General features: G+C 36.0%; 21 protein-coding genes. 11 read left to right on the top strand and 10 right to left on the bottom strand.

Annotation, left to right across the window (positions count from 1 at the left end; translation table 11 throughout):
- The first annotated feature begins 23 nt into the window (after window positions 1-23).
- A complete protein-coding gene (gene aroC, locus DFQ03_RS08945; protein WP_133672832.1) occupies window positions 24-1088 on the top strand; it encodes a chorismate synthase in 1065 nt (354 codons plus the stop codon).
- Window positions 1089-1149: 61 nt separating this feature from the next.
- Complete coding sequence (locus tag DFQ03_RS08940) at window positions 1150-2451, top strand: dicarboxylate/amino acid:cation symporter (RefSeq protein WP_133672831.1); 1302 nt, start codon at window positions 1150-1152, stop codon at window positions 2449-2451.
- Window positions 2452-2457: 6 nt separating this feature from the next.
- Here DFQ03_RS08940 and DFQ03_RS08935 read toward each other — a convergent pair whose 3' ends face one another.
- The 4 genes from DFQ03_RS08935 to DFQ03_RS08920 form a co-directional block, all read right to left on the bottom strand.
- Window positions 2458-3249: a DUF1206 domain-containing protein gene (locus DFQ03_RS08935; RefSeq protein ID WP_166637455.1), complete on the bottom strand. Its 792-nt coding sequence runs from the start codon at window positions 3247-3249 to the stop codon at window positions 2458-2460.
- 10 nt (window positions 3250-3259) lie between these two features.
- Window positions 3260-4345, bottom strand: a complete 1086-nt coding sequence (locus DFQ03_RS08930) for a DUF748 domain-containing protein (RefSeq protein ID WP_317128169.1) — start codon at window positions 4343-4345, stop codon at window positions 3260-3262.
- Window positions 4346-4484: 139 nt separating this feature from the next.
- Window positions 4485-4889 carry a thiol-disulfide oxidoreductase DCC family protein gene (locus DFQ03_RS08925; protein WP_133672828.1) on the bottom strand — a complete coding sequence of 135 codons (405 nt, stop codon included), beginning with the start codon at window positions 4887-4889 and terminating at the stop codon, window positions 4485-4487.
- A 158-nt stretch (window positions 4890-5047) separates the two neighbouring features.
- Window positions 5048-7219: an endonuclease MutS2 gene (locus tag DFQ03_RS08920; protein ID WP_133672827.1), complete on the bottom strand. Its 2172-nt coding sequence runs from the start codon at window positions 7217-7219 to the stop codon at window positions 5048-5050.
- A 195-nt stretch (window positions 7220-7414) separates the two neighbouring features.
- On the opposite strand from DFQ03_RS08920, the gene DFQ03_RS08915 reads away from it, so the two are divergent.
- Both DFQ03_RS08915 and DFQ03_RS08910 read left to right on the top strand, forming a co-directional pair.
- The gene (locus tag DFQ03_RS08915) at window positions 7415-8080 is read left to right on the top strand and encodes a uracil-DNA glycosylase (RefSeq protein WP_133672826.1); all 666 of its coding nucleotides are present in this window, start codon (window positions 7415-7417) and stop codon (window positions 8078-8080) included.
- A gap of 80 nt (window positions 8081-8160) precedes the next feature.
- Window positions 8161-8589 (top strand): response regulator, encoded by a 429-nt coding sequence (locus tag DFQ03_RS08910; protein ID WP_133672825.1) that lies wholly within the window; start codon window positions 8161-8163, stop codon window positions 8587-8589.
- A gap of 1 nt (window position 8590) precedes the next feature.
- Here the strand turns inward: DFQ03_RS08910 and DFQ03_RS08905 are convergent, their stop codons facing one another.
- The 6 genes from DFQ03_RS08905 to DFQ03_RS08880 form a co-directional block, all read right to left on the bottom strand.
- Window positions 8591-9436, bottom strand: coding sequence for a substrate-binding domain-containing protein (locus tag DFQ03_RS08905; protein ID WP_133672824.1), 846 nt, complete (start codon window positions 9434-9436; stop codon window positions 8591-8593).
- Entirely contained in the window at window positions 9423-11459 is a 2037-nt protein-coding gene (gene ppk1 / locus DFQ03_RS08900) for a polyphosphate kinase 1 (protein ID WP_133672823.1), read from the bottom strand. Before ppk1 ends, DFQ03_RS08905 begins: the two co-directional genes overlap by 14 nt.
- Window positions 11460-11513: 54 nt before the next feature.
- Window positions 11514-12380, bottom strand: a complete 867-nt coding sequence (locus DFQ03_RS08895) for a nucleoside phosphorylase (RefSeq protein ID WP_133672822.1) — start codon at window positions 12378-12380, stop codon at window positions 11514-11516.
- Between the two features lies 1 nt (window position 12381).
- Window positions 12382-13314, bottom strand: coding sequence for a DUF1835 domain-containing protein (locus tag DFQ03_RS08890; protein WP_133672821.1), 933 nt, complete (start codon window positions 13312-13314; stop codon window positions 12382-12384).
- A 109-nt stretch (window positions 13315-13423) separates the two neighbouring features.
- Entirely contained in the window at window positions 13424-13753 is a 330-nt protein-coding gene (locus DFQ03_RS08885; RefSeq protein WP_133672820.1) for a translation initiation factor, read from the bottom strand.
- A gap of 5 nt (window positions 13754-13758) precedes the next feature.
- The gene (locus tag DFQ03_RS08880; RefSeq protein WP_133672819.1) at window positions 13759-14709 is read right to left on the bottom strand and encodes an isopenicillin N synthase family dioxygenase; all 951 of its coding nucleotides are present in this window, start codon (window positions 14707-14709) and stop codon (window positions 13759-13761) included.
- 122 nt (window positions 14710-14831) lie between these two features.
- Between DFQ03_RS08880 and DFQ03_RS08875 the strand changes: the two genes are divergently transcribed.
- The 7 genes from DFQ03_RS08875 (at window position 14832) to DFQ03_RS08845 (ending at window position 21946) form a co-directional block, all read left to right on the top strand.
- Window positions 14832-16808 carry an alpha-ketoacid dehydrogenase subunit alpha/beta gene (locus DFQ03_RS08875; protein ID WP_243834464.1) on the top strand — a complete coding sequence of 659 codons (1977 nt, stop codon included), beginning with the start codon at window positions 14832-14834 and terminating at the stop codon, window positions 16806-16808.
- 147 nt (window positions 16809-16955) lie between these two features.
- Window positions 16956-17435, top strand: coding sequence for a membrane lipoprotein lipid attachment site-containing protein (locus DFQ03_RS08870; RefSeq protein ID WP_133672818.1), 480 nt, complete (start codon window positions 16956-16958; stop codon window positions 17433-17435).
- 27 nt (window positions 17436-17462) lie between these two features.
- The gene (locus DFQ03_RS08865) at window positions 17463-18155 is read left to right on the top strand and encodes an OmpA family protein (RefSeq protein ID WP_133672817.1); all 693 of its coding nucleotides are present in this window, start codon (window positions 17463-17465) and stop codon (window positions 18153-18155) included.
- A gap of 81 nt (window positions 18156-18236) precedes the next feature.
- The gene (locus DFQ03_RS08860) at window positions 18237-19358 is read left to right on the top strand and encodes an NAD(P)/FAD-dependent oxidoreductase (RefSeq protein ID WP_133672816.1); all 1122 of its coding nucleotides are present in this window, start codon (window positions 18237-18239) and stop codon (window positions 19356-19358) included.
- On the top strand, window positions 19358-20065 hold the full coding sequence (locus DFQ03_RS08855; RefSeq protein WP_133672815.1) for a methyltransferase domain-containing protein: 708 nt from the start codon (window positions 19358-19360) through the stop codon (window positions 20063-20065). Before DFQ03_RS08860 ends, DFQ03_RS08855 begins: the two co-directional genes overlap by 1 nt.
- Before the next feature lie 24 nt (window positions 20066-20089).
- On the top strand, window positions 20090-21145 hold the full coding sequence (locus DFQ03_RS08850) for a type III polyketide synthase (protein ID WP_133672814.1): 1056 nt from the start codon (window positions 20090-20092) through the stop codon (window positions 21143-21145).
- 18 nt (window positions 21146-21163) lie between these two features.
- Window positions 21164-21946 carry an SDR family oxidoreductase gene (locus DFQ03_RS08845; protein WP_133672813.1) on the top strand — a complete coding sequence of 261 codons (783 nt, stop codon included), beginning with the start codon at window positions 21164-21166 and terminating at the stop codon, window positions 21944-21946.
- Window positions 21947-21954: the final 8 nt, after the last annotated feature.

Here is a 21954-nt window from a genome sequence, read left to right as displayed (position 1 = left end):
ACATCATTAAGAACGCATTTATTATGGCTGGAAATACCTTTGGAAACATATTTAGGGTAAGCACTTTTGGAGAATCTCACGGAAAAGCAATTGGAGGAGTTATTGATGGCTGTCCGTCCGAAATAGAATTAGATTTCGACGCCATACAAAATGACCTTAATCGTCGTAAACCAGGTCAATCGGCTATTGTTACCCAAAGAAAAGAGCCAGATGAAGTAGAATTTTATTCTGGAATATTTGAAGGTAAAACTACGGGGACACCAATTGGCTTTGCTATTCATAATACCAATCAAAAATCTAAAGATTACGGACATATAAAAGATTCGTACCGACCTTCACATGCAGATTACGTTTATGATAAGAAGTATGGCTTTAGAGATTACCGTGGCGGTGGTAGAAGTTCAGCACGTGAAACGGCAAGTAGAGTAGTAGCAGGCGCTATCGCAAAGCAGTTTTTAAAAGGAATAGAAATTCAAGCTTTTGTATCTCAAGTAGGAGATATGAGTTTAGGTAAGCATTACACCGAATTAGATTTATCGTTAACAGAAAGTAATGACGTACGTTGTCCTGATCCGGAAATGGCAGGAAAGATGGAAGAATATATCAAGTCTATTAAAAAAGACGGCGATACCATTGGAGGTATTATTACCTGTGTAGCCAAAAATGTACCGATTGGTTTAGGAGAGCCTGTTTTCGATAAACTTCATGCCGAATTAGGCAAGGCCATGTTATCGATAAACGCTGTTAAAGGCTTTGAATATGGTAGCGGTTTTGAAGGTGTGAAGATGAAAGGTAGTCAACACAACGATCAATTTAATAATGATGGTTCTACAAAAACCAACTATAGTGGCGGTATTCAGGGCGGAATAAGTAACGGAATGGACATTTATTTCAATGTCGCTTTTAAGCCAGTAGCAACTGTAATTCAAGGCTACGAAACAATTGATAAAGAGGGGAATACCATTAAAACACAGGGTAAAGGTAGGCATGACCCTTGTGTAGTTCCAAGGGCTGTACCAATTGTTGAGGCTATGACCGCATTGGTTTTAGCAGATTACACCTTATTGAACAGGACCATCAAATTATAGGTTCCGTTTTTAGCACTTTTCCTTGCAAAATACTATCTTACTTCCCTAAACTAATTTATATATGAGGAAGCTTGAGTTGCATTGGCAAATTCTAATAGGAATGTTAGCAGGAGTTTTATTTGCTTTAGCCATGGTTCAATTAGATTGGGGACCAAAAATTATTTCAGATTGGATCAAACCTTTTGGTAATATTTTCATCAACTCATTAAAGTTAATTGCCGTTCCTCTAATACTAGGTTCATTGATAAAAGGAGTATCTGATTTAAAGGATATTTCTAAACTTTCTCAAATGGGCGGTCGTACTATCGGTATTTATATCGCTACTACCGTTATTGCCGTTACTATCGGTTTGGGTGTTGTAAACATTGTAAAACCGGGTGCTTCAATAACAGAGGCAACCAGAACAGAACTTGTAGAAAATTACAAAGGTGATGCTGATGCTATTAAAAGTAAGGCAGATAAGCAAAAGGAAGCCGGACCATTACAAGCGTTGGAAGATTTAGTGCCAAGTAATATTTTTGCGGCAGCTTCTGACAATGGTAATATGTTGCAAGTAATATTCTTCGCTATTTTTTTTGGTATTGGACTCATACTTATACCTGAAGAACAAGCCTCACCTGTTAAAAAATTCTTTGACGGATTCAATGAGGTTATTTTAAAGCTGATAGATTTAATAATGCTCGCAGCACCATATGGTGTATTTGCCCTGTTGGCGGCATTAATTGTAGAATCACCAAGTTTAGATTTATTTAAGGCATTGGCATGGTATGCATTCTGCGTTGTTTTAGGATTGTCATTAATGTTAGGTGTATATCTTATTTTGGTGTGGGTTTTTACAAAAACGTCGCCGAGTACATTTATGAAGGGTATGTCACCAGCTCAATTACTAGCGTTTTCAACGAGTTCAAGCGCAGCTACCTTACCTGTGACTATGGAAAGGGTAGAAGAACATTTGGGTGTAGATGAAGAAGTGACAAGTTTTGTATTGCCTATAGGCGCCACAATTAATATGGATGGTACTAGTTTGTATCAAGCGATTGCCGCTGTATTTATTGCACAAGCTTTTGGAATGGATTTAAGTTTATCGGCGCAACTAGGAATTATTGTTACCGCAACCTTGGCTTCAATAGGAAGTGCTGCCGTACCAGGAGCCGGTATGGTCATGTTAGTCATCGTTCTTGCTCAGGCAGGTATACCAGAGGCTGGTTTGGCATTAATATTTGCGGTGGATAGACCATTAGATATGTGCAGAACCGTTATTAATGTTTCAGGAGATGCGTCTGTTTCAATGATGGTGGCGAAATCTGTAGGTAAATTAAATGAACCTAAAATCAAGAATTGGGATGATAACTATAAAAAATAAGCTCATTTAGTTATTATACTTGCGGTAAGCAGCTGTACTGAACATAAACAACCCATAACAAACTAAACCCAAGGCAACAATTCCTAAAAGCCATCTGCCGTATACTTGTTCTTGGATGAATGAAAAAGCTTCTGAAGTGCCTTTTAGTTTTTGAGAGCTTGTTCCTCTAAGGTTCATACCGGCTGTTATAAAGAAATACGAGACAATGCTCGTGACAATTCCTCTGGAAATTAGTCCGGCATAGCCAATTTTTTTGATATATTTTCTTTTGTTAATAGATGAAATTGACCCTATTTGAAACTTTTCAAGGAAGTCTCCTTTATACGCTTTTATAAATTGGTACGTACCTTTTAAGGCTAATCCGGTTCCGATAATTACAAATATTATAGACCCGCTAGTGCCCGAAAGTATAGAAGATTTTGAATTTCCGTTACCAGTCAAAAGAATAATATCCAAAGCATCAATGATTGCAATCAATCCCAAACCTGCGTAGATAATTCCACTAATTGTAAAACCAATTCGCTTTACTATGTTTTTGGGTTCGGTCCCTATATTTTCAGGGTCCATGATGCCTTGTAATAATCGCCATAATGCATAACATAGTAATCCGAGTCCTAATACTATGACAATAGATGCACCAAAACTTTGTTCTTCTAAATAGTCAATAGTTGATAATTTACCCGCTTTTTGGCCACCCATATTAATAGTTGTTAAGAAGGTCAGTACACCGGTCATTGCGTATACAACTCCTTTTGCGGAATAACCTATTAAAGCGACTTTCTTTATTTTATTGTTCATGGCTTGTTCTCTATTTAAGCTTATCTGCACCTTCAGTGGCATCTTGATAGTTAAGATCATCATCTACTACATCCTTATAAGCTTGAATCCATGCATTTCTAAATATTCTTGTTACGGTAGGCCAAACCTTTGTTTTTACATTATTTAAGTCGCCCTCAACCGGTATTTTAGTGGCAAGTGTATCTTGTTTGTGGTTTTTTAGAACAAACTTAAAAAAGCCTACAAATCCTTCCCAGAGGGTTTTTAGAAATCCGTCGTCCTTACCTATTAGTTTTGCGTTCTTTAAAATGGGCTTGAAAGAGCCTTTCAAGTAACCGTCGGCAATAGCTAGTTCCGCAAATAAATCGAACGAGCCCTCATCAAAATCGATACCCGCAAAATGGTTGGTGAAATCGTTAAGCGCTTTAGCATTAGCGTTTTTTAAACTAAAAGCCACATCCATATCAGGAATTTCTTTTACTAAATTCATATCCCCATCTAATACCACATTCCCATTACCAATTGAAGTTGCTGTGGCATGAATGTTAGAAGGTAGTGTTCTTGATTCTTCTATAACATTTCTAAGGTTAGAAGCAGATAGTTGTACGTTAGATAGATGTAGGTCTATATTTGGGTCTGCCTGTAATTGTAAAAAAGCAAATTTTCCATTTTTTATAGTGAATTGGTTAATATCAATAGGGACTAAACCGGTAAGTGCTTTTGACCAGTCTTCTGTATTGGCTTGACCTGTGGTGTCTTGTTGATCCTCAAATACATAAATTACAGTAGGTTCGGTCATTTCAATTTCACTAACAATTTTACCATGAAAAAGTGCATTCCATTCTATAGAAATGTCGGTTTTTTTTAAATCTAAGAAAGGGATTTCAGTATTGGCATTTACGGTATTCAAGTACATATCATGAATAGTGTAAGCCCCACGAATAATGGATAGATCTATATCTTTAACTTGACCGTAATAACCAGGTATGTCTGCAAGAACATTGTTTACATAGTTCTTTATAAAATAGGGGAGGGATAGCCGAATAATAATGAGCAGTACTATAAGTGCAACTGGTAACATATACCTTTTTTTCTTATAACGTTTTCTTTTTGCCATACTCATTTAATTCAATGTTTTATGTAACATCGAAAAGATAAGTCATAAAATTGCAAACGACTGAAGTTACGAGTAATAGGAATAAAAGAATTACTGTTAGGATTAAAAAACGCTAAGAAGAGAAGCGCTTGTTTAATTTTTATATGAATTTGCTCTTTAATTCTTCGGTAGGAATCATACAGGCGTCTTTTTTACCATACCACTTGTATCTATTAGCGGCAATAAAATCGTATACGATATTCCTAAAAGACTCTGGTAGCCATAGTAATATAGAAGAAACAGTACGAATGCCTTTTAAATCTTTACCGATTTCGAGAGCCGCGGTTGATTTGGTGTAATAGGCGATATTCGGTTCTATTAAAATAATAGAATCAATCTCATCGGTATCAATATTGCGCTCGGCCAATAACTTTTTGCCCGTTTCACTTTGTATGGCAGCGTACCTGAAAATATCATGTTCATCTCGTTTTATAGCAAACTGAACACTGCTGTTGCATAAGTTGCAAACACCATCAAAAAGAATGATTTTTTTATTTGAATTCACACTGTAAAATTAAAACAATATTTAATCAATTTTTCACAACAATTCCATAATATTCAAACGAGAAATAATTGATCTTAACCTAAACTATTCAATATAATTAAAGTTTCAAATTGTTATAAAATCGTATACGATATTTTGTAACTAATTGATATAGAGGTTTATTTTTTCCTTTCGACCATTTCAAGCTGGTCTACACTTACGTTTGTCGTAAATATGCCGTAGTTTACAATAGCCTTACCTTTTTCAAGAGAATCAATACTACCAACTGCTTTACCGTCTAACATACGAACACGGTCACCTATGTTAAAAACGGGTCTTGGTTTATTCTTTTCCTTAAAGACGGCTTTTTTCTTTTCCACCTTCTTTTTTTCTCGAATTACCTTCACTTCTTTTTGAACTTCTTCAGCGACTTTCGCTTTTTTAACACGTTCTGCCTTGGCTTGATTAGCGGTTTTCTTTTTTCTTTTGCTATTCTCTGTCTCGACGATTCTCAATAGCTCAGAAACTAAAGGACGTTTTTTGTTATCCTGAAAATACTTATCGGCAGCAACATTTACTTTGTTGCCCAACTGTATCATACGTTGGTCATGGTCGTATAGCTCTTGGTAGTTTTCAAGTTTAGATTTGATTTTAGCGTTTAGCTTTTCTAATCTTTCGTTTTCTTCTCTCGCTTTAGTTTCCTCTTCTTTTAGTCTTGAACCTGTTTGAGCCATTTTACTGCGCTCTTTCTGTAGTTTTGCAATGGTAGCGTCGAAACGAACTTTGCCACGCTCTATTTTCTTCTTCGCTTTATTAATAAGCGAGTAGGGGATTCCGTTCTTTTGGGCCACCTCGAAGGTAAATGAACTACCGGCTTGTCCTAAAATCAGTTGAAAAGTAGGTTCTAATGTTTTACCATCGAAAAGCATATTGGCGTTAGTGACATGTGGTAATTCATTGGCCAAAGCTTTAAGATTTGCATAGTGTGTTGTAATAACGCCGTATGAGCCTCTTTCATAAAAGACTTCTAGAAAGGCTTCAGCCAAAGCACCACCCAATTCTGGATCACTACCTGTACCAAATTCATCGATTAGAAACAGGGTGTTATGGTCGCAACGCTTCAAAAATTGGTTCATGTTCTTTAAGCGATAACTGTACGTACTTAGATGATTTTCAATACTTTGGTTATCACCAATATCTGTCAAAATCTTTTTAAAGAAACAAACTTCACTTCTTTCATGAACAGGTATCAGCATTCCGCTTTGAAGCATTACTTGAAGTAAACCAATGGTTTTTAGTGTAATACTTTTACCGCCGGCATTAGGTCCGGAAATAACTATAATTCTATTTTCTTGATGTAGTTCGATAGTTTGCGGATAGGTCTTTTCATTCTTACGCTTATTGTTCAAAAACAACAGCGGATGGTATGCATCTCGCAAAAACAATTTATTATCGGAATTGATTTTAGGCAATAGAGCATCAATATCTTCTGCGTGCTTGGCTTTCGCCGCTATAACATCCACTTGAGTCAGAAAATCTTGATAATCGCTTAAAAGCGCCCTAAATGGTCTTATTTGATTTGTTAGTTGCTTAAGAATACGCTGAACTTCTTCCTTTTCTTCAAACTCTAGGTTATTGAGCTCTCGGCTGTATTTTAATGCGGCTTCAGGCTCTATGTAAACGATACTTCCGGTTTTTGATGTACCCATAACCGCACCCTTTACTTTCTTGCGGTACATTGCCTTAACTGCTAAAACACGCCTGTTTTCAACGACAGATTCCCTAATTTCATCTAAATAATCAGATGCTTGGTAGGTATTCAGTGCAGAGCCAAAACTTTGACTGATTTTACCACGAACCATGTTTATTTGCCTTCTAATACTAAATAATTCATCCGATGCGTTGTCTTTTACTTCACCAAAACGGTCAATGACATTGTTGATTAAAATCGGAATTTCAGCGTTCTGCTCCAGTTTCAAGGCGAAATCATGGAAAAGGGGATAATATTCTTTAAATTTTTTAAAGAATTTTTGGTGCTGTGCCACAGTGGTACAAATGCTGGCAATTCTCTTGAAGCCTTGTAATTCTAAAGTTGTGTTTTCAATCTTTAGAAGCTTCAGGTCGGCATTTATTGCATCGAAACCATGATTAGGAATTCGGTTTTCACTGATAAGAGAAGATAAATATTCGGCTGTTTTGCCAAGTTCTACCTTAATTACCTCGTCAGTGATAAATGGTGCAATTTCTAATGCAGCTTCTTTACCCAATTCCGTATGGCAACGCGCAGAAACTTGTTTTAATACAGAAGGAAATTCTAAGTCTTGTAATGTTTTGGAATGTATGTTAGCCACGTTATGTTTTAATGAGTTGCAAAGGTACGCATTGACAATGAAATTTTATAAATGAGATCGTGTCGACTCATAAAATAAAGTGTAAACAAAAATTACTAATTTATGTCGGGTGAAATAGAACACGGTCTGATGAATTTGGGTATTGTCCAACAGCAGGGTTAACAGTAACTTTGATGCTATAAAAAATTAAGCGCCATGGATATGGATTTGGTAAAGAGTTGGAAAGATCAGTTGCAGCCAGAATTTGACAAACCCTATTTCAAAGATTTAATGCAATTCGTACAACGCGAATACAACGAGCATAATTGTTATCCAGAGTATGCCGATATATTTTCTGCTTTTAATTACTGTAAATTTGAAGATACAAAAGTCGTTATTATTGGTCAAGACCCTTATCATGGTCATGATCAAGCAAACGGATTATGTTTTTCGGTCAAAGAAGGTATTAAGCATCCACCTTCATTAATCAATATTTTTAAAGAAATTGAGAGTGATTTAGGTAATCCTTACCCCGAAAGTGGCAATCTTGAACATTGGGCTAATCAGGGTGTTCTCTTATTAAATGCTACGCTTACGGTAAGAGCTCATGAAGCCGGAAGCCATCAAAAAAAGGGTTGGGAGGTTTTTACGGATGCTGTAATTTCAAAACTCTCAGAGAGTAATGAGCATATTGTTTTTTTGCTTTGGGGTGGTTATGCAAAGAAAAAGGCAAAACTTATCGATGCAGATAGGCATTACTTGTTGACATCTGGTCATCCATCACCTTTAAGTGCCAATCGAGGATATTGGTTTGGAAACAAGCATTTTTCATCTTGCAATAAAATACTAGAAGATTTAGGCAATAAAAATATAGCGTGGTAAGTTAGATACTTATTAAATGTTTTAAATTTAGATTGTACTTTGGGGTACAATTGTAATTAACAACTTAAATAACAGCTCAAATGAATAATTTAGAAAGGTTGAATACTATTTTACTGGTAGATGATGATGATGCAAGCAACTTCTTACATTCCATCTTTATCAATAAATTGGATATGGATGTGAATATTAATTCTGCCCTAAACGGTCAAGAAGCCATTGATTTTATTCTTGGTAAAGGTCAAGAGCAGTTAGAATTGCCATGTATGGTCATGTTAGACCTAAGAATGCCGGTAATGGACGGATGGCAGTTTATGAACGCTTATGAAGAATTAGTGCCTAAAAAATTAAAGGAGCAGATAACTATTGTTCTTGTGACTATCAGTGATAACAAAGAAGATAAAGAACGTGCAGTAAACAATAAGTACATTGCCGATTTTGCCCAGAAACCACTTTCAGATGAGACGTTTAAAGCGTTGATTCAAAAGCATTATAGTTTAGCGGCAATCTAAATTACTTTAGAATTTCATTTACAGGAATTACTTTATCTATCAAATTGAGTTCCTTCAGTGTATTCTGAACTTTGATTAATGTAGCCTCAGGTATTTGTTTCTGGCTCCATTCGGTAATTTGTAGCCATTCTTGTATGTCTTCTAGTTTTTGATGGTATCGGTTTGCTAACGTGCTATCGATTCTCGGAATTTGTTTGAACTCAACCGTATACATGTTGATGATTTCGAGAATATGGTTCAATATACCCTCATTTTCCTTTAAAAATGAATCAGTACCTACCAAGACAAAACACGGCCATGGTGTGGGGCAGTTTCCTAAATGCTTAAATACACCGCTATCTACAAGCGGTTTTGTGGTAAAACGCTCCCACATAAAATAATCTGCCGTACCAGAAGATAGACTCTCAACTGCTCCATCAAGATTATGTATTAAATTGAATTTCAAATTTTCAGTGTCCCAGCCCATATTTGTAGCTTGAACGTAAGACATTAAGTGGCTACCACTACCATAACGGCTAATAGCAGCTGTGGTGTCCTTTAAATCATTTAGAGAGCTATATGAACTATTGCCGTTCACATGAATTCCCCAAAGTAGGGGCGAGGCAATGTATTCTTGAATAATTTTAACCTCATTACCTTCCGTTATACTTTTTACTATTCCTTCGGTTAAGATGATAGCTAGGTCGGTCTCCTTATTTTTAAGCATTTCGCTCATTCTGCCAGTACCTTCGGGCACTTCTGTCCATTCTAAGTTGATGCCTCTTTCTTCAAAAGCACCTTCTTCGATAGCTAAATGCCACGGAAGGTTAAAATGTTCTGGTACACCAATAATCTTAACGGTTTTCATCTAATTTATTTTTAAGGTAATCGTAAATGGCATATTGAGAACGTATATCTTCTTGACCTGGAGCCTGAGCAACCTTTTCATTAGAATTTTCTAAATCTAATACACGTGCTTTTTGGTTGTCATTTAGCTGTAGCGTTAGAATATGTTTCAACTCATCAAAAATATCTGGGTCTAGAATGGGAGTCAACACTTCTATTCGTCTATCTAAGTTTCGGGTCATCCAATCTGCAGAACCAATATACATAAGTTCATCTCCACCGTTTTCAAAAAGGTAAATTCTACCATGTTCTAAATAACGGTCTATGATACTTGTAATGTAAATATTGTCCTTCATTCCCTCTTTAGGATCTTCGTTAGCTGTTAAGTAGCAGCAAAACCCCCTGACAATAAGGCGAACATCAACACCGGCATTAACTGCTCTGTATAAAGCCTTAATCATATCAGAGTCTTCAAGACTGTTCATTTTAGCGGTGATGGCAGCTTTTCTGCCTTCGCGAGCAGCATTGATTTCGTTCTGAATAAGATTTAAAAAGGTAATTCTAGTCGTAAAAGGTGAAACCATTAGGCGTTTCAACTTTGGTACTATAATTTTTCTTTCCAATACTTGAAATACTTGACCTAAGTCTTTAGTAATTTTTTTATTAGCGGTAAAGAGACCATGATCACAATATATTTTAGAGGTTTTGGCATTGAAATTACCAGTACCGATGTAGGCATAACGTTTTACCTTATCTTCTTCGGTACGATAGACCATTGCTATTTTAGAATGTACCTTTACTTGTGGGATACTAAAAATGACTTTAGCACCTTTTTCCTCGAAAATACGTCCCCATTTAATATTATTGGCCTCATCGAATCGAGCTTGGGCTTCAACAAATAGGGTGACTTGTTTATTGTTATCTAATGCCGTTAAAATAGCATCTGCAAGAGAAGACGACTTTGCAATACGATAAATAGTCATTTTTATAGCATTTACCTGAGGATCGGTAGCTGCCGTGGTCAAAAATTCTTCAACAACCTTAAAGTCTTGATACGGAAAATGTACCAATTGGTCTTTTGTTGAAATGCTTTCAAAGATATTTTCGGCATAGGATAGTTCTGGATGTGGTAATGCCGGTTTAACTTGGTATTGTAAGTGTTCTGTACCTTCCGGAATGGGAAAAGAAAAGAAGTCGGATAAATTGTGATACTTTCCGCCAGGCGATAAATCAACCGAACCTAAATTGAAGTCCGTTTTTAAAGCATCAATTAACCAACTAGGCATAGTTTCGTCGTAAAGAAGCCTAGTAGCTTGTCCTGATAAACGTTTATCTAATGAATTATAAATTTTTTCTACTAATTCAATATCAGAATAATCATCTTCTAAATATAATTCGGCATCCCTAGAAATTTTGATGGAATAACAGGCATCAATATCTTTGTTGGGCAGTAATTTTTGAATATTCAGCCTAATAGCATCATCTAAATAACAAAATTGATGACCGTCGCCCGGTAAAGCTATAAATCGATCTTGATTTTCTGTCGGTATCGCTACAATGCTATATTTATGGTCAGAATGTGTAACCGCCAAATATAGTGCCCCATCGGTTAATTCTAAGTTTTCTTTATGTACCGAGCAAAATTCTTTAATGCTGTCATCGAATAACGATGCTAAAAATTGTTTTTGCTCGTTTGTAAAGTTTGATGTGTTGCGAACATAAATATTATGTTCTTCAAGTTCTGAAAGTGTCGCTTTTATTACATTTCCAAATTCGATTTGCTGCTCGTTTATGGTTTTTAAAATTTGTTGTAAGGTGCTATTCGCCTTAAACATTAGTTTCTTTCGAAACTTTTTGTCTAGATGCTTAATTTGGCGAAGTTGAGAAACACGCACTTTAAAGTATTCATCTAAATTAGAAGAAAAAATAGCCAAGAATTTTAATCGCTCCAACAAAGGCGTGTCGATACTTTTAGCTTCAAGCAAAACACGTTCATTAAAATAGAGCCAATTAATATCTCTATGCTTCAGGTTGTCTTTTTTCATGATAAGATTTGCGCAAAAATAAGAAGTACAATAGTAAAAAATTGTAAAAGAATGTTAAGCCAATCGTTTCAAGCAAAATTCAATGAGCTTATCGACAGATTCGGTAGGCGTAATAGAAAATTCGCCGGTTGATCTATTGGCCAAAATACAATTTAGAGATACGGCTTCATGACCAAGAAGTTGAGCTAGTGCATATATGCCTGAAGTTTCCATTTCTAGGTTGGTCAATTTTAAGTCTTTGTAACTGAAGGTCGATAATTTCTCCATGAGTTCCATTTGGCTGGGCTTAATTCTCAGTTGACGTTGTTGTGGTCCATAGAACCCCGTATTTGTTCCTGTGAAGCCTAATCGTATACGATTATCGCTGAACAATTCCCCAAGCTTTTCGGAGTAGGATAATACATATGGTCTCGCTTTGTAAGCATCCCACGATGTATGAGCTATAAACTCATCTTCTATCTCAGGATAGTTGATTTTATCATGCTCGTAGAAGTGTAACAAACCATCAAAACCAATTGAATATTTACTGATCAAGAAAGAATCAATGGGAATATCTGGTTGTATGGCACCAGTAGTTCCAATTCTTATAATATTTAAAGAAGTATGATTTTCTTTAAGCGTTCTTGTCTTGAAATCGATATTTACCAAGGCATCTAACTCGTTTAAAACGATATCGATGTTGTCTGTTCCGATTCCCGTAGAGATAACTGAAATACGCTTACCGTTCAAATGACCGGTATGTGTGTGAAATTCACGCTTACCCTTTTTAACCTCTATAGTATCAAAATGTTTAGATACTTGATGTACCCTATCTGGATCGCCAACTGTTATAATGGTAGTTGAAATATCTTCTGGTAATAAATTGAGATGATAAATGCTACCATCTTCATTGATGATAAGCTCAGCAGGCTTTAGTTGCATGCTATAATTTTAATATTCGGTTTGTATTAGTGTTATAAAGGAAATTGTACTTTAAAGCACCGCCTAAATACACATCATTGTCTTGAATACAAGAATAATAACTGGTTCGACCGTCTAAAATCTCTTTTCCTTTTTTAGAAAGGCGAACAGGGTTTAGACTAGTGATTAATGGTTTTAACCTAGTTAGTGCGCGGTCGTACTGCGTGTTCGAAAAACCTAGGTTGCCCTGATTTCTGAGTAAAACATCCATGTACTCCGTTTTGGACTTAGGTTTTTTATCAATTGCAAGCTGTAAAATAGTGTTTTCCATTTCATTTAAGCCATTATTGATACTAGGGAAACGTTTTAAGTGAGACTTTACGGCATCACCAAGATAATCGAATTGATAATCATTAAAGTCGGTAAGGTTTTCTAATCGAATCGGATTATTGCTACAATATAATTGCCAAACATAATCGGCATACTCGGTATCATCCTGTGTTAATACCTTCTTATTCTTGTAGAGACCTAATAATTGTTCATCGGTAAGCTCATTAAGGCTGTACATCTTATCGGTAGCATCTTCTTTGCCACTGCAGACTAAAGATATTTGAGCATATTTTCTGTGTGTTAATAGCCAGCTAATAACCGCAAGCATATTAACCTGACAAAAAAGATCATACTCGAACCAAAGAACGATATGATCTTGTTGTTTGTGGTTACATAGCGACCGATATTCTTTAAGGGTCTTTTCAATAAACCAAGATTTTGAAACTTTATAGTTTTTATGGAGAAACTCAAAACGAGCTTTCCAGAAGGTTTCTGAACCAACATTAGGTAGTGTTTGTCCTTCACATAGCATTTCGCGCCAAGTGATGACATCGCCATCTAAGTTTAATTTTTTAAGACGTTCGGTGAAAACATCTCCATTGGTAATGTGCAAGAGAGAACTCATACCAGGATTGATTTTAGTTAGATTAGAATAAAAATAATACTAATAACAACGTTAAAAAATAATTTAACAGAAAACAAATTTAGCTTTCAAGGTAGCGATTTTTACTTAATTATCCGCCTACACGTTTAACAGAGAAGCCTTTGTCTTTCAATATTACCATAATTTTATCTCTGTAATCTCCCTGAATAATTATTTTACCATCCTTAAAACTACCACCAACACTTAGTTTTGTCTTTAATTCTTTGGCTAATTTCTTAAAATCTTCATCGGCACCAGTATACCCTTCTAGAATTGTAATTGGTTTGCCTTTTCGTTTTTCGTATTTGCAAATAATGGGGTCGGCTTGAAGCCAGATAGGATTTTCCGCTGTTTTTTCAACGGGAGTTTCTTCAGGTTGATGCTCTGGGAATAAATTTTTTAATTGGTCTTTCAAATCCATGTCGGCTACTTTTTAATTAATCCTAAATCGATTAATCTTTCATGTAAAAATTCACCTGCAGTAATGTCTGCATATAGTTTCGGGTGTTCATCATCAATACAGTTATCTAAACAATTCAAAGACATTTCACTTACCGGATGCATAAAGAACGGAACTGAATATCTAGATGTGCCCCATAATTCTCTAGGAGGATTAACTACTTGGTGTATTGTAGATAGTAACTTGTTATTGGTGAGGCGAGATAGCATATCACCCACGTTAATCATTAACTGATCAGGTCTTGCAATAGCATCAACCCATTCGCCATCATGGTTTTGAACCTGAAGTCCTTTACCATGGGCTCCCATTAATAATGTAATTAAATTGATATCGCCATGAGCTGCGGCTCGTACCGCATTTTTAGGTTCTGAAGTTATAGGTGGGTAATGTATAGGTCGTAAAATTGAATTTCCGTTTTTGATATAATTATCAAAATAGAATTCATCTAAGTTTAAATGTAAAGCCAATGCGCGTAAAACGTACTTCGCTGTTTTCTCTAACATTTTATAGGTTTCTTTACCTACTCTATTAAATTCAGGTAATTCTTTTACAATGACATTGGCAGGGTATTCTTTTTCCAGTTCGTCATTATCTTCTACATACTGTCCGAAATGCCAAAACTCCTTTAAATCGCCCTCTTTTCTTCCTTTAGCATGTTCTTTACCGAAAGACGTATAGCCACGTTGACCCCCGATACCTTCAATCTGGTATCTGTCTTTTACATTTTCTGGTAAATCAAAGAATTTCTTAATTTCATCATATAATGTATCCACTAATTCTTCAGACAAAAAATGTCCGCTTAAAGCAACAAATCCTATTTCTTCAAATGCTTTTCCAATTTCATTAATAAACTTTTGCTTCCTTTTTGGGTCTTCCGAAAGAAAATCCGACAAATCAACACTAGGTACTAAGCTCATAATTTTAAAGATTTTAAGTAAAATTAATAATTATTGTCGATTTATAAGCGTTGTTGTAATCTATACTTGCTATATACATTTTTGTTACATTTATATATTAATTGCCAAAATTACCTTTATCAATGAATTACACCGATTTTAAAGTAGCTCAAGACGTTAAGTTAAAGCTTTATAAATCAATGCTAAAACCTCGTATGATAGAGGAAAAAATGTTGATTCTATTACGACAAGGTAAAATCTCTAAATGGTTTAGCGGCATTGGTCAAGAGGCAATTTCTATTGGCGTTACTTCTGCGTTAAGTAGTGATGAGTATATACTGCCTATGCATAGAAACTTAGGAGTGTTCACTACTAGAGAGATACCGTTATATCGATTGTTTGCACAGTGGCAGGGAAAGGCAAGCGGATTTACGCAAGGTCGTGATCGTAGTTTTCATTTTGGAACCCAAGACTTTAAGATTGTAGGTATGATATCTCATTTGGGTCCGCAATTGGGTGTGGCAGATGGTATCGCACTAGCCCATAAATTAAAAAACGAAAAAATGGTAACCGCCGTTTTTTCAGGAGAAGGAGCAACGAGCGAAGGTGATTTTCATGAAGCATTAAATGTCGCTTCGGTTTGGGATTTGCCAGTTCTTTTCTGTATAGAAAATAATGGTTACGGGTTGTCGACACCAACTAACGAGCAATTTAAATGTGAGAATATCGCAGATAAGGGTGTGGGTTACGGAATGGAATCTCATATTATAGATGGAAATAATATTCTTGAAGTATATTTTAAAGTATCTCATTTGGTAAGGGATATGAGAATAAACCCGAGACCCGTCTTATTAGAATTCAAAACTTTTCGCATGCGTGGACACGAAGAAGCCAGCGGAACAAAATATGTACCACAAGAACTTTTAGATACCTGGGCAGAGAAAGATCCATTAGAAAATTTTACGAAATATCTAATGAGTGAAAAGCTACTTACCGACGAGAGTATGGCGAATTATAAAGCAGATATTCAAGCAGAAATCGATGAGCATTTACGAATAGCTTTCAGCGAAGATGCCATTACCCCTAATGAAAGTAAAGAATTAAATGAGGTATATCAAAAATTTGATTTAAAGGAGATAAGACCAAGTAGGTTTGTTACCAATATACGTTTAGTCGATGCTATTTCTGAAGGATTAAGGCAGTCTATGAAGAAATTTGATAACCTGGTTATCATGGGACAAGATGTAGCCGAGTATGGTGGTGTTTTTAAGATAACAGATGGTTTTGTAAATGATTTTGGTAAAGAGCGTGTACGTAATACACCTATATGTGAGTCGGCAATTGTATCTGCAGCAATGGGTCTATCCATTAACGGAATGAAAGCTGTTATGGAAATGCAATTTGCAGATTTTGCAAGTAGTGGCTTTAACCCTATAGTAAATTATTTAGCTAAAAGTTTTTATAGATGGGGAGAGAATGCAGATGTAGTTATTCGTATGCCTTGTGGTGGCGGAGTCTCTGCTGGTCCGTTTCATTCACAGACGAATGAAGCTTGGTTTACCAAAACTCCCGGTTTAAAAGTAGTATATCCAGCATTTCCATATGATGCAAAAGGCTTGTTGGCAACTTCGATAGAAGACCCTAATCCGGTTTTATTTTTTGAACATAAAGGGCTGTATAGAAGTTTATACCAAGAAGTGCCTGTTGATTATTACACATTGCCATTAGGGAAAGCGAGTCTTTTAAAGCAAGGTGACCAAATAACAATTGTAACCTATGGTGCCGGCGTGCATTGGGCTTTAGAAACCTTAGCGAAGAATACAGACATACGTGCAGACTTATTGGATCTACGCACGTTACAACCTTTAGATGCCAAAGCGATTTATGATTCTGTTGTACGCACAGGTAAGCTAATTATATTACAGGAAGACAGCCTTTTTGGAGGAATTGCCAGTGATATTTCAGCTATGGTTATGGAGAACTGTTTTGAGTATTTAGATGGTCCCATTAAAAGGGTAGGTAGTTTAGAAACTCCGATTCCTTTTAACACTAAGCTAGAAGAGCAATATCTTGCTAAGTCTAGGTTTGAATCTGATTTAAAGGAACTTATCGCATATTAAGTAAATCGGTTAAGAAATTTGTTAAAAGAGGTAAGAGGTATTCTTATTTAGCAGCATCTTTGCAGTGTTATTTGGTCGAATAAATATTAATTAACCGTCCAAAAAATGACAAGCAACGTATATAGATCAAACCTAAATAATTTACTTATGAAAAAAATAATTTTACTTTTTAGTATCGTACTTTTTGTAACCTCATGTTCAGTATCTAAAGATGCAAGGGCAAAACGAAATCTATTAAGTGGTACCTGGACTTTAAATGATGTTTCCTTTGAAGGTAATACTGGTAATGTAAAGGCAGTATTATTCAATGACGTAGAAGATATATGTTTAGAAGGTAGCGAGTGGTTCTTTAGAGATAACAATAGTACTGGTAGATATACTATTGATCAATCTACATTTTGTACTGGTGGTGACCGATATATTAGATGGTCTGTTGTTGAACGTGAAGAGAACTACACTAGTCAGTTACAATTTAAATTCATAAACGAAAAAAATCAAGATATTTCAGGAGGTGCCGGTTATCGATTAAACATCGAAAACCTTACCGAATCGGCTATGACATTAAAATCTAATGTTATGGTAGAAGGTTCACCAATAAATGTTGTTTACCAATTCAGTAAAAAATAAACCTACTTAAAAATTTAAAATAAGCATATGAAAACAATGATATTACGTAGAACTAGTTACATTCTTGCTCTTGCCTTGGTAATGAGCTGTAGTACTGTAAAAAACGCAAATAAAACACAAAAAGGAGCAGTAATCGGTGCTTCTGGAGGAGCTGTAATCGGTGGAATCTTAGGAAACAATGTTGGTAGTGGTAATAATACGGCTCTTGGAGCCATATTAGGAGCTGCAATAGGTGGTGCTGCCGGTGGTTATATCGGTAACAGAATGGACCGTCAAGCAGAACGTATTGAAGAAGAAATACCTGGTGCAGAAGTAAAGCGTGTTGGTGAAGGTATCAACGTAACTTTCAATGAAGATGCGGGTGTATATTTCGATACAAACAAATCTAATGTTCAAGGTACATCTGCAGTTACTTTAGATAAACTAGTAGGTATTTTTAAAGAATATCCGCAATCTAATATTTTAGTCGAAGGTCATACCGATAGCGCCGGTGCAGACGAATATAATTTGAACTTATCAAAGCAAAGAGCAGAATCTGTAACTAACTATTTAATTAGTCAAGGTATAGACGCAAGTCGTTTTGATACGAAATGGTATGGTGAAACACAACCTGTAGGTGATAATACAACTACAGCCGGTAAAGCTAAGAACAGACGTGTAGAGTTAGCCATTGTTGCAAGTGAGTCTTTAAAACAAGAAGCACAGACACAAACGAACTAAGATTTACAATATTTAGTATTGAGTTAAAATAAAAGCCCTGCACTTGCAGGGCTTTTTTGTTTTTGGTGTAACTTCCATGCAGTGAAAGAACACGGCATACTTATTATTGGAGGTGGATTGGCAGGTTTGACTGCTGCAATTCATTTAGCTTTGGAAGGATTGGATGTTGCTGTGATTGAAATGCAACAATATCCGCATCATAAGGTATGTGGAGAATATGTATCTAAAGAAATAGATCCGTATTTAAAGAGATTAGGCGTTGACCTAAAGACTGAAGGGGCAAAAGATATTTCACAATTTCAAATAAGTACACAAGACGGATTTATCATTGAGACCGATCTACCCATGGGCGGATTCGGTATAAGTAGATACGCTCTAGATAATTTGTTATTTGAACGTGCAAAAAAGCTAGGGGTCATTTTTTACTTCGAGAAGGTCGTTGCAACGGTGTTTAAGGCTGATTTTTTCACTATTTCTACCAAGTCCAATAGCTATTCTTCTAAAATAGCCATTGGAGCTTACGGTAAGCGTTCTGTACTAGACAAAAACTTAGAAAGGGCGTTCAGTAAAAAGAAGCAATCTTGGTTAGCAGTGAAGGCACATTACAAACTTGAAGATTTTCAAGAAGACATAGTGGCTTTGCATAACTTCAATGGTGGTTACGGCGGATTGTCAAAAACGGAAACCGGAGCGGTGAATTTCTGTTACCTCGCTAATTATGAAAGCTTTAAAAAATATAAAGATATTCAGAGTTTCAATACTGCAGTAGTTGCAAAAAATCCATTTTTAAAACATTTTTTATCAAATGCAACTGCTGTTTTTGAACAACCTATGACCATTGCCCAAATAGCCTTTGACGAAAAAGATAATGTAGTTGATCATATGCTTATGTGTGGCGATACTGCTGGGTTAATTCATCCACTTTGTGGTAATGGAATGGCAATGGCTATTCATAGCGCTAAAATTGCTTCAGAATTAATATCAAAATATGTTAACGAATCAGATTATAAACGCAGTGACTTGGAGCTCGATTATAAAAAGGCATGGTCAAAAGCTTTTAGTACCCGTTTGTGGTTTGGCAGAAAATTACAATCCGTCTTAATGAATAAAAGATTAGTTTCGATGGGAATTAAATCCGTCGGAAAATCAAAATCAATATTGAAATTTATTATTTCTAAAACCCATGGAGAATTAATATCGTAATGGTAGATTTTACAGAAAGAAGTAGTGAAGTTGAGATTATGGATACCTTTTCTGGTACAACTTATGAGCTAGAAACGATACTGCAAGATATCAATAGGGTAAATAAGTTACTTGGTGGGTATAGTATTACCTTAGATTCTGTTTTTAAGGTGATTGCGAGAAAAGAACAAGAATCGTATACGATTTTAGATATGGGTTGTGCCGAAGGTACCATGCTGAGAAAGCTGGCATTAGCTGCTAGAAAGAAGAAAATGAAACTCAATTTGATCGGCGTCGATTTTAATAAACAAGGATTACAATTAGCACAGCAATACTCAACTGATTACCCTGAGATTAGTTATCTGAATACTGATATTTTAAAAACCGATTTTTCTGAATGGAATGTTGATGTGGTAATGACGACATTGACCTTACATCATTTTACGGATGAAGGAGTAGTTGAGTTTGTAAATCGTTTTGTAGAAATAGCAAAGTTGGGTGTGGTCATAAATGATTTGGAACGGAGTCCTGTTGCGTACAATTTGTTCAAGGCATTTAGTTTGTTTTTTATCAGAACCGAAATTGCTAAGAAAGACGGACTGTTATCTATACGTAGGGCATTTAAAAAGGAAGAGTTACAGCGTTTTGCCAGCCAGGTTGACAACGTATCGCATTATATAAAATGGAAATGGGCTTTTAGATACGTATGGGTTTTACAAAAGAAATAGGTAGATTGAAGATCAAGAATAGCTATGAATCATACAAGAATTGTTAGTGTTACGAAAGAATTACCACCGTATTCAAAAGATACCAAGGATATCATTCCCCTTGTTGAATTTTGGTTGAGCGGACAAGAAGAGCGTTTTTCACGTAAGGTCGTTAAGATTTTTGAAGGGGCTGCGGTTGACAAGCGGTATTCTATTATGCCGCCCGAAGATGTGTTTGTAACGACTTCTTTTGAGGATAAAAACAAGATTTATAGCGAAGAAGCCAAACGTATGGGGACTAATGTTCTTCGAAACGCGCTACATAAAAGTAATTGGGATGCTTCCTCAATCGATTATATCATTACGGTAAGTTGTACTGGTATTATGATACCTTCTTTAGATGCTTATTTGATTAATGAATTAGGGTTGCGTCAAGATGTGGTAAGGCTACCGGTAACTGAAATGGGTTGTGCAGCAGGAGTATCTGGGCTTATATATGCCCACAACTTTCTGAAATCGAATCCAGGCAAGCGTATTGCTTTGGTTGCTGTTGAGAGTCCCACGGCAACTTTTCAACTGCAAGATTATTCCATGGCCAACATGGTAAGTGCAGCGATTTTTGGAGATGGTGCGGCTTGTGTGTTGCTATCGTCAGAACAAGATGCCGTCGGTCCTAAAATAATAGGGGAAGAAATGTATCATTTTAAAGATGCAACTGAGATGATGGGTTTTGATTTAACCAATCACGGATTAAAAATGATTCTTGATCCGGCAGTACCCGAAACGATATCTAATCACTTTGGTGATATTGTACATCCTTTTCTAGAAAAATATGGAAGTAATATGGAGAAGGTCGATCATTTAATTTTCCATCCCGGAGGAAAAAAAATAGTTCAGACCGTAGAATCACTTTTTGGAGCGTTAGGTAAGAATATAGATGATACAAGAGAAGTGCTGCGACTGTACGGTAATATGAGTAGTGCCACTGTTTTATACGTTTTAGAGCGTTTTTTAGAAAAAGATATAGTAGAAGGTGAACAAGGTTTAGTATTGAGTTTTGGTCCCGGTTTTTCTGCGCAACGAGTATTAATAGAATGGTAACACAATCGAATAACAATTATGAATAGTAATTATTGGGCTTTGATTTTAGGAGGAAGTAGTGGGCTAGGGCTAGCAACGGCAAAGAAATTGGCTAGTCACGGTTATCATATTTTAATTTTGCACCGAGATCGACGTTCGGCTATGGATGAGATTGAAAAGGGATTCGATGAGATTCGAGCTTTTGGAAATCAATTGATGGCAATGAATGTAGATGTTTTGAATGCTGAAAAACGAACAGATATCATTTCGAATATTCAGAATCAATTACCAGAAGGGCATCAAATAAAAGTATTGATACATAGTGTAGCTAAAGGAACGCTTAAGCCTATGTATTCTGAAAGTAAACCAACCTTGGTCGATACCGATTTTAAAATAACTTTCGATGCCATGGCCTTAAGTTTGTATGATTGGACCAAAGCCTTGGTTCAAGCAGGTTTGTTTGCAGGTGATTCTCGCATCATATCATTTACAAGTGAAGGAAATACAAAGGCATTACCTAATTACAGCGCTGTTTCAGTGGCTAAAGTAGCTTTAGAGGCGCTAACCAGAAGCATTGCGTTAGAGTTTGCACCTATTGGTGTAAAGGCAAATTGTATACAGGCAGGTATCACCATGACTAAATCGTTATCTATGATTCCCGGGTATGAGCAGATTAAAGAAAATGCATTGAAGAGAAATCCGCAGAAAAGACTGACATTGCCCGAAGACGTAGCAAATGCGGTGTATTTGTTAACTATGGATGAAGCAAAATGGATTACGGGAACCGTTATAAAAGTTGATGGCGGCGAAAGTTTGATGTAATATTTAAA

It is taken from the genome of Maribacter caenipelagi, from assembly GCF_004364175.1.
GTDB classification, from domain to species: Bacteria; Bacteroidota; Bacteroidia; order Flavobacteriales; family Flavobacteriaceae; genus Maribacter; species Maribacter caenipelagi.
Note: the sequence above shows the minus strand (reverse complement) of the source record. Positions and strands in the feature narration are given on the sequence as shown.

Excerpts from the sequence above, each read along its gene's own strand:
- aroC (WP_133672832.1), top strand. The coding sequence starts at position 24 with ATGGCTGGAAATACCTTTGGAAACATATTTAGGGTAAGCACTTTTGGA.
- DFQ03_RS08940 (WP_133672831.1), top strand. The coding sequence starts at position 1,150 with ATGAGGAAGCTTGAGTTGCATTGGCAAATTCTAATAGGAATGTTAGCA.
- DFQ03_RS08935 (WP_166637455.1), bottom strand. The coding sequence starts at position 3,249 with ATGAACAATAAAATAAAGAAAGTCGCTTTAATAGGTTATTCCGCAAAA.
- DFQ03_RS08930 (WP_317128169.1), bottom strand. The coding sequence starts at position 4,345 with ATGGCAAAAAGAAAACGTTATAAGAAAAAAAGGTATATGTTACCAGTT.
- DFQ03_RS08915 (WP_133672826.1), top strand. The coding sequence starts at position 7,415 with ATGGATATGGATTTGGTAAAGAGTTGGAAAGATCAGTTGCAGCCAGAA.
- DFQ03_RS08910 (WP_133672825.1), top strand. The coding sequence starts at position 8,161 with ATGAATAATTTAGAAAGGTTGAATACTATTTTACTGGTAGATGATGAT.
- DFQ03_RS08905 (WP_133672824.1), bottom strand. The coding sequence starts at position 9,436 with ATGAAAACCGTTAAGATTATTGGTGTACCAGAACATTTTAACCTTCCG.
- ppk1 (WP_133672823.1), bottom strand. The coding sequence starts at position 11,459 with ATGAAAAAAGACAACCTGAAGCATAGAGATATTAATTGGCTCTATTTT.
- DFQ03_RS08895 (WP_133672822.1), bottom strand. The coding sequence starts at position 12,380 with ATGCAACTAAAGCCTGCTGAGCTTATCATCAATGAAGATGGTAGCATT.
- DFQ03_RS08890 (WP_133672821.1), bottom strand. The coding sequence starts at position 13,314 with ATGAGTTCTCTCTTGCACATTACCAATGGAGATGTTTTCACCGAACGT.
- DFQ03_RS08885 (WP_133672820.1), bottom strand. The coding sequence starts at position 13,753 with ATGGATTTGAAAGACCAATTAAAAAATTTATTCCCAGAGCATCAACCT.
- DFQ03_RS08880 (WP_133672819.1), bottom strand. The coding sequence starts at position 14,709 with ATGAGCTTAGTACCTAGTGTTGATTTGTCGGATTTTCTTTCGGAAGAC.
- DFQ03_RS08875 (WP_243834464.1), top strand. The coding sequence starts at position 14,832 with ATGAATTACACCGATTTTAAAGTAGCTCAAGACGTTAAGTTAAAGCTT.
- DFQ03_RS08870 (WP_133672818.1), top strand. The coding sequence starts at position 16,956 with ATGAAAAAAATAATTTTACTTTTTAGTATCGTACTTTTTGTAACCTCA.
- DFQ03_RS08865 (WP_133672817.1), top strand. The coding sequence starts at position 17,463 with ATGAAAACAATGATATTACGTAGAACTAGTTACATTCTTGCTCTTGCC.
- DFQ03_RS08855 (WP_133672815.1), top strand. The coding sequence starts at position 19,358 with ATGGTAGATTTTACAGAAAGAAGTAGTGAAGTTGAGATTATGGATACC.
- DFQ03_RS08850 (WP_133672814.1), top strand. The coding sequence starts at position 20,090 with ATGAATCATACAAGAATTGTTAGTGTTACGAAAGAATTACCACCGTAT.
- DFQ03_RS08845 (WP_133672813.1), top strand. The coding sequence starts at position 21,164 with ATGAATAGTAATTATTGGGCTTTGATTTTAGGAGGAAGTAGTGGGCTA.